This window comes from Roseovarius sp., from assembly GCF_965228755.1.
Classification (GTDB): Bacteria; Pseudomonadota; Alphaproteobacteria; order Rhodobacterales; family Rhodobacteraceae; genus Roseovarius.
Genome location: NZ_CBDDIG010000002.1, coordinates 1 through 14,297, shown reverse-complemented (window position 1 = coordinate 14,297; position 14,297 = coordinate 1). Strand labels below are relative to the sequence as shown.

Sequence of the window (14,297 nt, the reverse complement as noted above, 5' to 3'; positions counted from 1 at the left end):
CTGTTGCCTGCACGCCCTAGTTCGGCGCGCGGAAGATCATTTCGACCGGGGCGATGTCGCCGGCGGATATATGGGTGACGTAGTTCTGCAGCTTTTCCTTCGCGGTGCCGCCCATCAGAAGGTGGATGCCCAGCGGCGGCGGGCCGCCGGCCTTTTCCATGCGTGCGAAGACCCGGTTGAAGAAGTCGAGCGCGAAGTCGAGCCGGTTGCGTTCCTCGAGCTGGCCGAGCCCGGCCTTCGCGGCGGCCTCGCGGTACATCTCGGGCGGGTCGACGAAGGAAAAGCCCGAGGTTTCGGCCCACGGGAAGGGGAAGTTCAATGGCGCATCGGAAAGCCGCATCACATCGAAGAGGGCGAATGTGCCACCGGGGGCGAGTACCCTTGCCACCTCGGCGAACAGACCCTTCTTGTCGTCGATATTCATGCCGACATGGAACATCAGCACCAGGTCGAAGGCCTTGTCCGGCACCGGCAGGTCGAGCGCGCTGCCGGTCTTGAACGTCGTCAGCCCGTCGAGCCCGACCAGCGTGCTCAGAGTCTTGGCGGCGGTCACGTAATCCGGCGTCAGGTCGACCCCGGTGACATGGCAGCCCGCCCGCGCCGCCACGTGCCGGGCAGTGCCGCCGATGCCGCAGCCGATATCGAGCACGCGCGTGTCCTTCGTGATGTCGAGCTGGTTCAACAGCTCGTCCGTCGCCTCCTGCCCGCCGGTGTGGAACTCGTCCACCGGCTTGAGGTCGTCCGGCGTGGGCGCCTCGGGGTCGACGCCCGCCCGTTCCAGCGCCGTTCTGATCACGTCGACGATCCGGTCGACCGCGTAGTGATCGGCCACACGGGTTTCGAGGCTCTCCATCGCGGTATCCCTTTCGCGGGTCATGACCATGTCGGCCAAACCTATCACGAAACGAGGCTTGCGTGGATATCTTCGGCGGCGTCGCGCCCCTCGGCCACGGCGGTCACCGTCAGGTCGTCGCCGCCCGCGGCACAGTCGCCCCCGGCCCAGACGCGCTCGACACTGGTGCGGCCGGAACCGGTGACGGCGATCTTGCGGCCGTCGAGTTTCGGCAGGCCGTCGCCCTCCAGCGCCTGGCCGATGGCCTTGAACAGCTGGTCGGCGGGCAGGCGGAAGCGTTCGCCGGTGGGCTTCAGGTCGTCGTCGGTATACTCGAACTCGACCTCGCGCACCGCGCCGTTGCCGTGAATGGCGACGGGGGTGGCGTTGGTGATGATCCGCACGCCCTTGGAGGCGGCCAGATCCTGTTCGAAAACGCTGGCGTTCATCCGGTCGCGGCCCCGGCGGTAGACGAGGCTGACGTTGAGCGCACCCAGCAGCTTGGCCTGCACGGCGGCGTCGACGGCGGTCATGCCGCCACCGATGACAACCACGTCGCGGCCCACGGGCAGGGCCGACAGGTCGCTGGCCTGCCGCAGCTCGGCGATGAAATCGACGGCGTCGGCGATGCCGTCCTTGTCCTCGGCCTCGAGCCCGAGCGCGTTCACGCCGCCAAGCCCCACGCCGAGGAACACCGCGTCGTACTCGTCGCGCAAGGCGTCGAGCGACAGCTCACGGCCCAGCCGCTTGCCGGTCTGCACCGTGATGCCGCCGATCTTCAGCAGCCAGTCGACCTCGGCCTGGGCAAAACCGCCGACGGTCTTGTAGGCGGCGATGCCGTATTCGTTCAGCCCGCCGGGCTTCTCGCGCCCGTCAAAAAGCGTCACGTCATGGCCGTGCATGGCCAGCCGGTGCGCGCAGGACAGGCCGGCAGGGCCGGCGCCGACGACGGCGACGCGCTTGCCGGTGGGTTCGGCGCGTTGGAACGGATGCTTGCCCGCCGCCATCAGCGTGTCGGTGGCGTAGCGCTGTAACTGGCCGATCAGCACCGGTTTGCCCTCGGCCACCTCGCGCACGCAGACCTCTTCGCACAGCGTCTCGGTGGGGCAGACCCGGGCGCACATGCCGCCGAGGATATTCTGGCCCAGGATCGTCTCGGCCGCCGCTTCGGGCGTGCCGGTGGCGATCTGCCGGATGAAGAGGGGAATGTCGATATCGGTGGGGCAGGCGGTGATGCAGGGCGCATCATGGCAGAAATAGCAGCGATCCGCCGCCACCAGCGCTTCGTGATCGTCGAGAGGTTCATGCAGGTCGGCGAAGTTCTCTTCGTAATCCTGTGCCTGCAGCCTGCCGGAGACGATCCCCGGCGAAAGGGCGTTGTGGGTCAAGATGTCCTCCACGTGTTGGCCGTGTTTTTCGGAGGAGTATGACACAGGATTATTTTTTATCAAATGGTAAAATTTCAGCACGCGGGCCCGGCTTTTCGGCACGGGGCGAAGCCAGTGCCTCCGGCACGTGTGACTTGCCGGCAACAAACGGCACGCACGTCAGGATTGTGCGGCCTTCGGCTTGCGAGCGGTGGCCCCAGCCATTTACCTCCCGGCAGGCCCCGCCTCGGCGTTTTGGCCCAAAAGCAAAAGAATATGACGAAGGAATAACGGAAAATGTCCTCCAGACTTGTCGCGCCGCTGCTTGCGGCGAGCATCCTCGCCCTCGGCGGCTGCGCCACCGTGACCCGCGGCAGCACCGAAGCGGTGACCTTCACCTCGAAGCCCGCGGGCGCCGTGGTGACCACCGGCCTTGGCAAAAGCTGCCAGACCCCCTGCGCCATGCGGATCGACCGAAAGGAATCCTTCTGGGCCACGTTCAAGCACGGGCGCGACGTGCGCAAGGTGCACGTGACGGTGAAATCCTCCTCCGACGGTACCGCGGCGACGGCCGGCAACTTTATCGCCGGCGGGATTATCGGGGTGGCGGTCGATGCCGGTTCCGGCGCGACGCTCGATCACGTGCCGAACCCGGTCTACGTCGATTTCGCCGTGCCGCAGGCCGGCATCCAGGAGGCGGCCGAAGCCTATTACCGCAAGATCCGCGAGGCCGAGGAAGCCAAATGGGCCGAGGCGCGCGCCGCGGAAAAAGTGGCGGCGGAAAAGCAGAAACAGTAAGTGAAGGCGACGGTCGCGCGGTTTAGCGCGACTGTTCGTGCGCCAGCCGCTGGCGGGCGATCTCCTCGTTGCGGTCGGCCTTCTTTTGGTCTTCGAGACAGGTCTCGACATAGCTCAGATGTGTCTCGACCGCCGCCCGCGCCGCTTCGGGGTCGCGGGCCTGGAGGGCGGAATTCATCGCCCGGTGCTGATCCAGCAGCGCGCCCCGCGTGGTGCGCTGCTTGAACATGACCTGCCGGTTGTAGAACACGCCTTCGCGCAGAAGCTGGAACATCGACCGCATCATGTGCAGCATCACCACGTTGTGGCTGGCCTCGATGATCGACATGTGGAACTCGGCATCGAGCCGGGCCTCGTCCTCGGGGTTTGTCTTGCGATGCGCCGCCTCCATCTTGGCAAAGACCTCGCCCACCACCTTCAGGTCGGTATCCGAGGCCAGCCTGGCGGCCCGCTCCGCCGCCAGCCCCTCGAGGTCACGGCGGAAGGCGATGTAGTCGAAGACCGCCTCGTCATGCTCGGAAAACAGCTGGATCAGTGCATCGGAAAAGGCACTGCCCAGCACGTCGGCCACGTAGATCCCGGCCCCCGCCCGCGTCTTCAGCAGCCCCTTCTCCTGCAACTCGCCGATCGCCTCGCGCAGGCTGGGGCGGGAGACGCCCAGCCGGTCGGCCAGCTCCCGCTCGGCCGGCAGGCGCTCGCCGGGGCGCAGGATGCCGCGCAGGATCAGCTTCTCGACCTGCCGGGTGACGGCGGTCGACAGCTTCTCGGGCGTGACACGGTGAAACGGCATTCGGGCGCTCCGGGCGGCGGCAGGGCAGGCGATGGCGCATGATGGCCCCGCCGGTGCCGGCGGTCAATGCGGCGAGCGGGGGGCCTAGAACTCCACCCCGATCTGCGCCTTCACGCCCGAGCGGAACGGGTGCTTCACCAGCTCCATCTCGGTCACCAGGTCGGCGATCTCGATCAGCTCGTCCTTGGCGTTCCGCCCGGTCAGCACCACGTGCGTCATGTCGGGCTTTTCCTCCACCAGGAATTCCACCACCTCGTTCACGTCAAGATAATCGTAGCGCAGCGCGATGTTGATCTCGTCGAGCAGCACCATCCGGTTTGTCTCGTCCCGGATCAGCGCCTTCGCCTTCTCCCACGCGGCCTGCGCCATCTCGGTGTCGCGCTCGCGGTCCTGGGTTTCCCAGGTGAATCCCTCGCCCATGGTGTGAAACGCGCAGGCGTCGGAGAATTTCGACAGGATCAGGTCACGCTCGCCGGTGCTCATGCCGCCCTTGATGAACTGCACCACGGCGCAGGGCATCTCGTGCGCGATACAGCGGAAGATCATCCCGAACGCGGCCGAGGATTTGCCCTTGCCCTTGCCGGTATGGATGATGATCAGGCCCTTCTCGTCGGTCTTGGTGGCCATGATCTTGTCGCGCGCGGCCTTCTTCTTGGCCATCTTCATCGCGTGGCGGTCTGGATCGTCGGTCATCTTGGCTCTCCCTTTGGCGTCCGACTTTGGGCGAGCGGGGCGCAGGGTGCAAGCGGGGTTTTTCGCCGGCCGGCCGTCACGCGCGCGGCCGGCTTCTTCTGGCCGGCAATATCCCGGGGAACGTCGAATGCCTGCAAGGCATTCGACGTGGGGCAGAGCCCCGTTAACCCGACATTAACCAACCCGCGCCCACGCTCGGGGTCATGCGCTGTTTCCCCCTTCTCCTGTTGCTCGCGGCCTGCAACACGCCCAGCCCCGGATTCTACGGGGTCGAGCCGGTGCGGATACATATTGGCGGCAGCACCTTCGACATCCGCGTGAAGGGCCGGCGGGCCGAGGCGATCCGCCTCAACATGGAATGGGCGCCGCGGCTATCCTCGGTGGGGGAAAAGGCGGTACTGGCCATCGAGAAGGTCAGCGGCTGCGAGGTGGCGCGCCTCAAGGGCGATGCCGCGCTGGTCGAGGCGCGGCTCGATTGCGGTTCCGGCCCGCCGCCGCCGCGCCCGCCCAGCGGGGAGCTCTTCTGCGAGATGGACCTGCACGACAACGGCGACACCGGCAGCCTCTACTGCGTCCCCGCCGATCAGACCTTCCCGCAGCCGGGGTAATCCGCCGGCATCCAGCGCAGGCGCTCGTCGGCGTGGTCGATCTCGGTGGGCTGCACCGCCGCCGGATCGTCGAGCAGGGCGGCGTGGAAATGCGTCTCGCCGGGCGCGCTGTCGGTGGCGTAACTCACCGACGCCCCGCAGGTGGGGCAGAACGTCCTCCGGGCCCCGGGCGAGGAGGCGTAGACGGCAGGCTCTTGCCCCGTCCAGCGCCACTTCCCGTCCGGATGCCCCACGAACGTGACGAGCGGCGCCCCGCTGCCCCGCCGGCAACTGTCGCAATGGCAATGCCCGACCCAGTTATGCGGGCCGTCCAGCTCGAACCGCACCGCGCCACACAGGCAATGTCCCTTCAGCGTCATCGTTTCCGTCTCCCTTCGTCAGGGCACGGCCACTCCCTGCCGTGCCGCCTCGATCCGAGCCCGCGCCGAGTTCGAGCGCGGCATCCAGAGCCCCCGGTCGATGGCTTCCTGCAACCGCTCGGCCATCTCGCGCAGGGCGGGGGCGTTGTGCTCGGCGATGAAGTCGCGCGTCTCGTCATCCTCGAGGAAGGCCGCCTCGACCATGTCGAAATGATGATCCCTCACCGCGCCCGTGGTGGCCGAGAAGGCAAAGAGGTAATCCACGGTCGCCGCGATCTCGAACGCGCCCTTGTAGCCGTGGCGCTTCACGCCCTCGATCCACTTGGGGTTCACCACGCGGCTGCGCACCACGCGCCCGATCTCGTCCTCCAGCGTCCGGATGACGGGGCGTTCGGGGCGGGAATGGTCGTTGTGATAGATCGGTCGGTCCTTGCCCTGAAGGGTGGAAACCGCCGCCGCCGCGCCGCCCTCGAACTGGTAGTAATCGTCGCTGTCGAGTATATCGTGCTCGCGGTTGTCCTGGTTCTGGACGATTGCCTCGGTCTGCTTCAGCCGCGCCTCGAACCCCGCCCGGTCGGGCGTGCCCTCGTCCTTGGCGCCATAGGCATAGCTGCCCCAGGTGAGATAGGCCTCGGCGAGGTCCGCCTTGCCCGACCACAGCCGCTCGTCGATCAGCGCCTGCAACCCGGCGCCATAGGCGCCCGGCTTTGCCCCGTAGATGCGCGCGCCGGTGCCCTCGGCCTTCGCCCGCGCGGCGGCGGGGTTGAGATCTTCGGGCTCGTCCATCGCCTGCACCGCCCGCGCGGCGCTGTCGAACAAGGCAATCAGCTGCGGGAAGGCATCGCGGAAGAAGCCCGAGATCCGGAGCGTCACGTCCACCCGTGGCCGCCCCAGAACCCCCTGCGGCAAAACCTCGAACCCGGTGACGCGCCGGTTCGCCGCGTCCCATTTCGGTTTCACCCCCATCAGCGCCATCGCCTGGGCGATATCGTCTCCACCGGTGCGCATGTTGGCGGTGCCCCAGGCCGTCAGAAGCATGGTGCGCGGCCAGTCGCCATGGGTCTGCAAATGCTTCTCGATCAGCAGGTTGGCCGATTTCCACCCCAGCGCCCAGGCGGTCGGCGTCGGCACCGCCCGGCTGTCGACCGAGAAGAAATTCCGCCCCGTGGGCAGCACGTCGAGCCGCCCGCGCGTCGGCGCACCCGAGGGGGCAGGGGGCACGAACCTTCCCGCCAGCGCGTCGAGCAACCCGCGTCCCTCCTCCGGCCCGCACCGGGCCAGCGTCGGGGTGATCGCGCCGCCGATCTCCTCCATCACCGCCTGCGACGCGGGGCCGGGCGGGGTGGCGCCCTCGACCATCGCGACGGCCAGCAGTTCCAGCCGCTCCACCGTGTCGCCGGTGCTGCGCCACGGATCGTCCGCGACCTGCGCCAGCGCTTCCGGCCTCGGGCCCTCCCACGCCGCCGCCATCTCGCAATCGAGCGGGTCGAAGCCGAGCTTCAGGTCATCGGCCAGCGCCCGGATGATCGAGGCGTCGCCGCCCTTTCCCTGACCGCGCGGCACGCGGGCCAGCGCGATTGTCAGGTCCAGCGCCTGCCGCCCCTCCGGCGATTGCCCGAAGATATGCAGCCCGTCGCGGATCTGCGCCTCCTTCAACTCGCAGAGATAGGCGTCGAGCTTGGCCAGATCGGTCTCCTCGTCCGCGCCGCCCATGCCGACATCGCGGTCGAGCCCCGTGGCCGAGGCCAGCGTCAGGATCTCGCGCCGCAAATGGTCGATCCGCCGCGGATCGACCCCAGCCGCCTCGTAATACTCGTCGACCAGCGCCTCGAGATCCTTCAGCGGGCCATAGGTCTCGGCCCGCGTGAGCGGCGGCGTCAGGTGGTCGATGATCACCGCCTGTGCCCGCCGCTTGGCCTGCGTGCCCTCGCCGGGGTCGTTGACGATGAACGGGTAGACATGCGGCGTGGGGCCAAAGACGGCCTCGGGCCAGCAGTCCTGGCTCAACGCCAGCGCCTTGCCCGGCAGCCATTCGAGGTTGCCGTGCTTGCCCATATGCACGATCGCCTGCGCCCGAAACTGGTGCCGCAGCCAGAAATAGAAGGCGAGGTAATTGTGCGGCGGCACGAGGTCGGGGGAATGGTAGGTATCGGTCGGGTCGATATTGTAGCCGCGCGCGGGCTGCACGCCGACGACCACGTTGCCGAACTGCAGGACCGACAGGCTGAACCGGCCGCAATCCACCTCGCCGGGGGTGAAGAAAGGGTCGGCCTCCGGCGGACCCCAGCGCCGTTCCATCGCCTCGCGCAGCTCCCACGGAAGCTGGCCGTAATCGATCATGTAGTCGGCGAGGCTCATCTCCACCCCGCCGCCACGCTCTGCCCGGTCTGTCAGCCAGTTGGTCGGCCCTGCCATCACCGCCTGCATCAGCGCATCGCTGTCCTCGGGCGCGCCGGTCACGCGGTACCCGGCCTGTTCCAGCAGGCCCAGCACATGCACCGTGCCGGCGGGCGTATCGAGCCCCACGCCATTGGCCAGCCGCCCGTCCTTGTTGGGATAGTTTGCCATCACCAGCGCGACCTTGCGCTCGGCCTCCGGCGTTTGCCTCAGACGCGCCCAGTTCGCCGCAAGCTGCGCCACGAAATCGATCCGATCGCCCTGCGCCCGGTAGGTGGCGACCGGGCATTCCGTCGCCTCGTCGAAGAACGCCTCGCCCTTGAAGCTGACCGCGCGGGAGAGCACGCGGCCATCCACCTCCGGCAGGGCCACGTTCATGGCGATATCGCGGGCGGAAAGGCCGGTCAGCCCCTCCTTCCACGCCTCCTCGGACGAGCCGGCCAGCACGACCTGCATCACCGGCGCCTGCGCCGCCGCGCTCATCGTCAGCGGGTTGTCGGGGCTCTGGTCACCGGCATGGGGCGAGCCCACGGCGAAGGAGGTGGCGTTGAGGATCACCGAAGGCGGCGCGGCGGTGAAGAGATGCTCCAGCGTCGCCACCGACACCGGATCCTTCAGCGAGGCCACGAAGACCGGCAACGGGTTCAGCCCGGCCCTGAGCAGCGCCTTCACCAGCCGGTTCACGGGGTTCAGCCCGGCCCCCTGCACCAGCGCGCGGTAGAAGATCAGCGGCACCACCGGCTGGCCCTCGGTCCACGCACCCTGGGCGGCGGCCAGGTCGGCCACGCCCGCGCCCGGCCAGTAAACGCCCGCCCGCAACAGCGGCGCGGCGGCGGCGGGCTTCTCGCCCCCCTCCAGCATCGCCTGCGCGTAGGCGAGGAAATTCACCGCGTTCTCCGGCCCGCCCTCGACGAGATAGGCCCAAAGCGCGTCGTAATCCTCGTCCGGCACCGTCGACAGCTCCCGCAGCTCCGCATCCGGCTTGTCATCGCCGGGCAACAGCGCCAGCGGCACGCCCGCCTCGTGACAGCGCGCGGCAAACTGCTCGGCCCCATATTTCCAGTAGCCCACGCCGCCCAGCACCCGGGCCACCACCATCCGCGATTTCGTGGCGCAGTTATCAAGGTGCAGGTCCACCGACATCGGGTGCTGCAGATGCGTCAGGTTCGCCAGCCGCAATCCCGGCGGCGCGCCCATATCCGCCCGTGCGGCGCTCAGGCTCGCCAGCTCCGTATCGGCGGCGGAAATGAAGACGAGGTCGGACGGGCTCTGGCCAAGGTCGACCGGTTCCTTGCCGTCGTCGATCGTGCCGGGGGTGGCGGCGAGCAGGTGCATTACATCGGGCCTTTCCGCCCGTGGCGGGCGTCGGGATCTTGGATATTTGTGCCAAGAAGAAGCATGGGGGTCACGCCTCTTCCAGCGGCTTTTCCATGTAAACCGAGCTGTCGTTCGGGCGGTAGTCGCCGAAGATGCCGCAGCGGGTGAAGCCGGCGCGTTCATACAGCCGCACGGCGCTGTCCAGCGGGTCGCCCGTCTCCAGCCGCAGAAGCGGCAGGCCGAGGGTTCGCGCCTCGTCCTCCAGCGCCCGCAGGATCGCGGCGGCCACGCCCCGGCCGCGCGCTTGCGGGGCGGTGAACATGCTCTTCACCTCGCCATAGCCGTCCTTCAGCGCCAGCGCCCCGGTGCCCAGCGTCTCGCCGCCCTCGCGCGCGGCGAAGAAGCGGATATCGTCGCCGCGCAGCGCCTCGAAATCGAGGAAATAGTTCTCCTCGGGCTCGAACATCTCGCGCATCAGCGCGTGGCTCGCCTCCAGCAGCGCCTTCGGCCCCGGCGCCAGCGGATCGGCCCGCTCGACGATGAGCATCACGCCTGCAGCGCGGCTTCGATCGCCGCCCGGTCGAGACCTGCCTGCCCGATCACCACCAGCCGCGTCTCGCGGGCGTCCGCGCCGAAGGGCCGGTCGAAATAGGTGTCGATCCGCGGCCCCACCGCCTGGAGCGTCAGGCGCATGGGCTTGCCGGAGACGGCGGCGAACCCCTTCAGGCGCAGGATGTCATGCTGGCGGATGATGCCCGCCACCTGCTCGGCAAAGGCGGCCGGGTCTGCAATCTCGTCGCGCGCCACCACGAAGCTTTCGAACTCGTCATGGTCATGCTCGTGGTGATGGTCGTGATCCTCGTCATCGTCGTGGTGATGGTGGTGATGCACCTCGTGCCGCGCCTCCATATCCGCCTCGGCGCCGATCCCCTGTCCCAGCAGCACGTCGACCGGCAGCGCGCCCATCGTGGCCTTGACCACCTGCACGCCCGCCCGGCTGTCCGAGCGCAGGCGGCCCACCAGCGCGCCGGCCTCCTCCTCGCCCAGCAGGTCGGCCTTGTTCACCACGATCATGTCGGCACAGGCGATCTGGTCCTCGAACAGCTCCGACAGCGGTGTTTCGTGGTCGAGGTTCTCATCCAGCGCCCGCTGTGCATCCACGGCGGCCACGTCATGGGCAAAGCGCCCCTCGGCCACGGCCTTGCCGTCGACCACGGTCACCACGCCATCCACCGTCACCCGGGTGGAAATCTCGGGCCAGTTGAAGGCGCGGACCAACGGCTGCGGCAACGCCAGCCCCGAGGTCTCGATCACGATATGATCGGGCGCGTCCGGCCGGTCGAGCAGCTTCTGCATCGTCGGCACGAAATCCTCGGCCACGGTGCAGCAGATACAGCCGTTCGACAGCTCCATCACGTCATCCTCGGCACAGTTCTCGATGCCGCAGCCCTTCAGGATGCCGCCATCGACGCCCAGGTCGCCGAACTCGTTGATGATGAGCGCGATGCGCTTGCCGTTGGCATTCTCCAGCATGTGCCGGATCAGCGTGGTCTTCCCGGCGCCGAGGAAACCGGTCACCACGGTTGCGGGGATCTTGGCGGGCATTCGTGAAGCTCCTTCCGAAAAGCTTGTCAGCGGTGCGGCGATCGCCTAGGCGAACCCCATGCACCGGATCGTGGTCTGTTCAACATGCGAGGGAAGTGACGGCAAGGGCTTTGCCGCCACCTTGCGCGCGGCACTTGCGACGCGCGCGATGGAATTCGAGGTGCAGGCGCATGACTGCATGTCGAACTGCGCCCGGCCCCTGTCGATGGCCTTCACCGCGCCGGGCAAGGCCACCTATCTGTTCGGCGATATCGCGCCCGAGAGCGACCTCGCCGACACCCTGGCCTTCGCGGCGCTCTACGCCGATACGCCCGACGGCTGGATCGATGACGCCCGGCCCGCCGGCCGCCTGCGCTTCTGCCTGATCGGCCGAGTCCCGGCCTGAAACAGGGCGCACCACTGGCGCTTCTTCTGGCCGGAAATATCCCGGGGGAGGCGTTGAAACCCAAGGGGTTTCAACGTCGGGGGCAGCGCCCCCCAAACCCACGCCAGCCACAAGCGCCATCATTCGATCACCAGCGTCTCGGTCACCTCGATCGGCTCCCCCTCGACGGCCAGTTGCGTGTGGTCGTTGGCATTGAGCGTCACCCGCACCTCGTGCTCGCCCACCGGCAGCGCCGAGAGGTGGAACCACGGCGCGTAGGCGCGGGCGATCTTGACGCCGTTCACGTAGACATGGGCGTGGCCGTGGCCCGGTATGTGCTCCCCGTTCACCGCCTCCGGGTCGAAGATGAAGTTCCGCGCGATGATCTCGAGGTTGCGGCTTTGCCGCCCGTCGGGGTGCAGCGCGATCGACAACTCCGGCGCCGGGCCCTCCGCCTCGGTCAGCTGCGAATGGTCGTGTCCCTCTGTCCCCTCGCCATGATCGTGCGCGGAATGGTCGTGCACCTCGGCCCCGTGCGCGTGCCCTTCGACCTGCGCACCGGTGCTGGCCGCCAGAAGGAACCCCGCGCCGGTTCCGAAGAACAGGCCGATGATCAGGAATATGAAGGTCTTCGGCATGCGGTAATCCCCTGTCGTACGGCCGGGCGGCGCGATGGCCGCCCGGACAGGATGACATTGTGAGCGATCACGCGGTGGTAGTTTCGCCCGCGCCTTCGCGCTGCCAGAAATACCCGGCAAGGCAACCCATCACCGCCCAGACGGCAAAACCCGTCCCCAGCGCCCGGCTGGCAAACAGCGCGGCGATCTCCGGCGGCACCGGCCCGGCAAAGCTGGCGGGATGCGGCGCGCCGATCACGTGCGGGGCGAGGATCAGCACGATGCCCGCGCCCGTCGCGGCCAGCCCGCGCGCCAGCCCGATCAGCGCAAGGCCGATCCCGGTGGCGGCGACGGTACCCCACCACCAGACCTGCCGCGCGGCCAGATCGGCCGCGGCCACGCCCGGCACTTCCGGCGGCAGCGAGAAGGCCGGCGCGAAGTGGAACGCGATGAAGCCCGCGATGCCCCAGATCAGCCCGGTGCGGGCGTCGATCCGCACGCCGCGCTCGGCCGCCATCGCCATTCCGGCGACGAGGACGAAGGCATAGCCCACGTAGATCAACGCCGAGAAAAGCACGCTCATCCCGTCGCGCACCGGGTCGAAGCCGGGCAGCTCGGGATGGGCCGACACCGCTTCGGCGCCGAAATGGACAAGCTCACCGCCCTCGTACAGCTCCGCATGCAGAAGCACCGGCTGGACGAACGCGAACTGCAGCGCGGCGGCGATCAGCCCCGCGCAGAACCCAGCGAACAGCGCGCTGGTCAGGATACGCTGAAACATGGCTCAGTGGCAGGGAAAGCCGGTGGCGTGGCGCACGTCGTGGGCGGCGTCATGCAGCGCCGCGGCCTGCACGTGGCCGGCCAGCGTGATGATCCCGAAACCCAGAACGATGGCGGCAACAGCCGGCAGAACGGCCGATTTCGAGGCGGATTGAACCAGTGCGGTCATAGTCTATTCTCCTTCCTTGCCTCTCACCCGAGGCGTGGATTGCATCACGCAAAGGCTGGTCTCCTGGCTCGCGGGTCATAGCCTGTCCTGCCGCCTTCCCGAGGCCGTTTCCGGCCCGGTGGCATGTGGCAGGGGGCTCACCGCTTACAGTCGCGGGGGCGGCTGACGCCTGGGCTCCCGAAGTGGGTCCGCCGTCACGTCATTCCCGATTTATCCCCGAGTGCTTTGCACCCATATGGGGACCCTTGCACCCTCCGGTATGAGGCCCGGCCGCCGTTGCGTCAAGGCCGATTGCGACATCGCGGCGCGGGCCGGCGGCATGGCGGGCCTGTGCGCCGGGCGCCGCGATGATGGGCCGAACGCCGCCGATCCGGCCGCGCAAATCGCAATATCTTGTGGATAACGGTGCAGAATGACCCATATCCGGGGCAAACCCCGTTGACAGGTGGCGTTCGCGTCTCTCTCATTGACCCCCAAGACCGGAATCACCGGCGCGTCACCGGCCACAAGGGGCAAGCACAGTGCAGTTCTCAAAACTCAGGCTGACCGGCTTCAAGAGCTTCGTCGACCCGACCGACCTCTATATCCAGAACGGGCTGACCGGCGTGGTCGGCCCCAATGGCTGCGGCAAGTCGAACCTGCTGGAGGCGCTGCGCTGGGTCATGGGCGAGAACCGCCCCACCTCGATGCGCGGCTCGGGGATGGAGGACGTGATTTTCGCCGGCGCCGCCACCCGCCCGGCCCGCAACTTCGCCGAAGTGTCGATCCATATCGACAATTCCGACCGCCTCGCGCCCGCCGGCTTCAACGAGGCCGATCACCTCGAGATCGTCCGCCGCATCACCCGCGACGTGGGCTCCGCCTACAAGGTCAACGGCAAGGATGTTCGCGCCCGCGACGTGCAGATGCTCTTCGCCGACGCCTCGACCGGCGCCCATTCCCCGGCGCTCGTCCGCCAGGGCCAGATTTCCGAGCTGATCAACGCCAAGCCCAAGGCCCGCCGCCGCATCCTCGAGGAGGCCGCGGGCATCTCCGGCCTCTACCAGCGCCGTCACGAGGCCGAGCTGAAGCTGAACGGCGCCGAGCAGAATCTGACCCGCGTCGACGACGTCATCGAACAGCTCGCCGCGCAGCTCGCCCAGCTGGAACGTCAGGCCCGGCAGGCCGCCCGCTACCGCAAGATCGGCGAGGAGCTGCGCCATGCCGAGGGTCTCCTCCTCTACCGTCGCTGGAAGGAGGCCGACGAGGCCCGCGCCGCCGCCGAGGCGCAGCTTCGCGAGCGCACCGCCGACACCTCCCGCGCCGAGGCCGCCGCGCGCGAGGCCGACCGCCTCCGCGCCACGGCCGAGGCCGCACTGCCGCCCCTGCGCGAAGAGGAGGCCATCGCCGCCGCCATCATGCAGCGCGTGCAGGTCGCCATCGATTCGCTCGACGAGCAGGAGGCCACCGCCCGTACCCGCATCGAGACGCTGGAATCCCGCATCACCCAGCTCGCCCGCGATATCGAGCGCGAGGAGAGCCTCAACCGCGACGCCGGCGAAACCATCGCCCGGCTCGAGGAGGAGGCGCAGGAACTCGAAGACGCCTCCGAAGGTCACGAG

15 protein-coding genes and 1 riboswitch are annotated in these 14,297 nt (G+C 68.2%); of the genes, 4 read left to right on the top strand and 11 right to left on the bottom strand.

Annotation, left to right across the window (positions count from 1 at the left end; genetic code table 11):
- Positions 1–16: 16 nt before the first annotated feature.
- Together ACO07J_RS00210 and ACO07J_RS00205 are read right to left on the bottom strand one after the other, a co-directional pair.
- On the bottom strand, positions 17–877 hold the full coding sequence (locus ACO07J_RS00210; RefSeq protein ID WP_422025169.1) for a class I SAM-dependent methyltransferase: 861 nt from the start codon (positions 875–877) through the stop codon (positions 17–19).
- Positions 878–897: 20 nt separating this feature from the next.
- On the bottom strand, positions 898–2,220 hold the full coding sequence (locus ACO07J_RS00205; RefSeq protein ID WP_422025167.1) for an NAD(P)-dependent oxidoreductase: 1,323 nt from the start codon (positions 2,218–2,220) through the stop codon (positions 898–900).
- Between the two features lie 276 nt (positions 2,221–2,496).
- On the opposite strand from ACO07J_RS00205, the gene ACO07J_RS00200 reads away from it, so the two are divergent.
- The gene (locus ACO07J_RS00200; protein WP_422025165.1) at positions 2,497–2,997 is read left to right on the top strand and encodes a hypothetical protein; all 501 of its coding nucleotides are present in this window, start codon (positions 2,497–2,499) and stop codon (positions 2,995–2,997) included.
- A gap of 22 nt (positions 2,998–3,019) precedes the next feature.
- On the opposite strand, the gene ACO07J_RS00195 is transcribed toward ACO07J_RS00200, so the two are convergent.
- Complete coding sequence (locus ACO07J_RS00195; protein WP_422025163.1) at positions 3,020–3,787, bottom strand: FCD domain-containing protein; 768 nt, start codon at positions 3,785–3,787, stop codon at positions 3,020–3,022.
- Positions 3,788–3,871: 84 nt separating this feature from the next.
- Positions 3,872–4,480, bottom strand: coding sequence for a cob(I)yrinic acid a,c-diamide adenosyltransferase (cobO, locus tag ACO07J_RS00190; protein WP_422025161.1), 609 nt, complete (start codon positions 4,478–4,480; stop codon positions 3,872–3,874).
- A 203-nt stretch (positions 4,481–4,683) separates the two neighbouring features.
- Here cobO and ACO07J_RS00185 point away from each other — a divergent pair, with 203 nt between their 5' ends.
- Positions 4,684–5,088, top strand: coding sequence for a hypothetical protein (locus ACO07J_RS00185; RefSeq protein WP_422025159.1), 405 nt, complete (start codon positions 4,684–4,686; stop codon positions 5,086–5,088).
- Here the strand turns inward: ACO07J_RS00185 and ACO07J_RS00180 are convergent.
- The 4 genes from ACO07J_RS00180 to cobW all read right to left on the bottom strand — a co-directional run bounded on the left by ACO07J_RS00180 (position 5,064) and on the right by cobW (position 10,766).
- Complete coding sequence (locus ACO07J_RS00180; RefSeq protein WP_422025157.1) at positions 5,064–5,447, bottom strand: GFA family protein; 384 nt, start codon at positions 5,445–5,447, stop codon at positions 5,064–5,066. The genes ACO07J_RS00185 and ACO07J_RS00180 overlap by 25 nt on opposite strands.
- Before the next feature lie 18 nt (positions 5,448–5,465).
- Positions 5,466–9,179: a cobaltochelatase subunit CobN gene (gene cobN / locus ACO07J_RS00175; protein WP_422025155.1), complete on the bottom strand. Its 3,714-nt coding sequence runs from the start codon at positions 9,177–9,179 to the stop codon at positions 5,466–5,468.
- A 70-nt stretch (positions 9,180–9,249) separates the two neighbouring features.
- Entirely contained in the window at positions 9,250–9,708 is a 459-nt protein-coding gene (locus ACO07J_RS00170; protein WP_422025153.1) for a GNAT family N-acetyltransferase, read from the bottom strand.
- Positions 9,708–10,766: a cobalamin biosynthesis protein CobW gene (gene cobW, locus ACO07J_RS00165; protein WP_422025151.1), complete on the bottom strand. Its 1,059-nt coding sequence runs from the start codon at positions 10,764–10,766 to the stop codon at positions 9,708–9,710. Before cobW ends, ACO07J_RS00170 begins: the two co-directional genes overlap by 1 nt.
- Before the next feature lie 58 nt (positions 10,767–10,824).
- On the opposite strand from cobW, the gene ACO07J_RS00160 reads away from it, so the two are divergent.
- Positions 10,825–11,151 (top strand): DUF1636 family protein, encoded by a 327-nt coding sequence (locus ACO07J_RS00160; RefSeq protein ID WP_422025150.1) that lies wholly within the window; start codon positions 10,825–10,827, stop codon positions 11,149–11,151.
- Positions 11,152–11,270: 119 nt separating this feature from the next.
- On the opposite strand, the gene ACO07J_RS00155 is transcribed toward ACO07J_RS00160, so the two are convergent.
- The 3 genes from ACO07J_RS00155 to ACO07J_RS00145 all read right to left on the bottom strand — a co-directional run bounded on the left by ACO07J_RS00155 (position 11,271) and on the right by ACO07J_RS00145 (position 12,696).
- The gene (locus tag ACO07J_RS00155; RefSeq protein ID WP_422025148.1) at positions 11,271–11,768 is read right to left on the bottom strand and encodes a hypothetical protein; all 498 of its coding nucleotides are present in this window, start codon (positions 11,766–11,768) and stop codon (positions 11,271–11,273) included.
- A 67-nt stretch (positions 11,769–11,835) separates the two neighbouring features.
- The gene (locus ACO07J_RS00150) at positions 11,836–12,528 is read right to left on the bottom strand and encodes a CbtA family protein (RefSeq protein WP_422025146.1); all 693 of its coding nucleotides are present in this window, start codon (positions 12,526–12,528) and stop codon (positions 11,836–11,838) included.
- A gap of 3 nt (positions 12,529–12,531) precedes the next feature.
- A complete protein-coding gene (locus ACO07J_RS00145; RefSeq protein WP_422025144.1) occupies positions 12,532–12,696 on the bottom strand; it encodes a CbtB domain-containing protein in 165 nt (54 codons plus the stop codon).
- Positions 12,697–12,732: 36 nt separating this feature from the next.
- Positions 12,733–12,958: riboswitch (cobalamin riboswitch) on the bottom strand.
- A gap of 259 nt (positions 12,959–13,217) precedes the next feature.
- Between ACO07J_RS00145 and ACO07J_RS00140 the strand changes: the two genes are divergently transcribed.
- Positions 13,218–14,297: AAA family ATPase (locus ACO07J_RS00140; RefSeq protein WP_422025142.1), on the top strand; the 1,080-nt coding region annotated here is incomplete at its 3' end.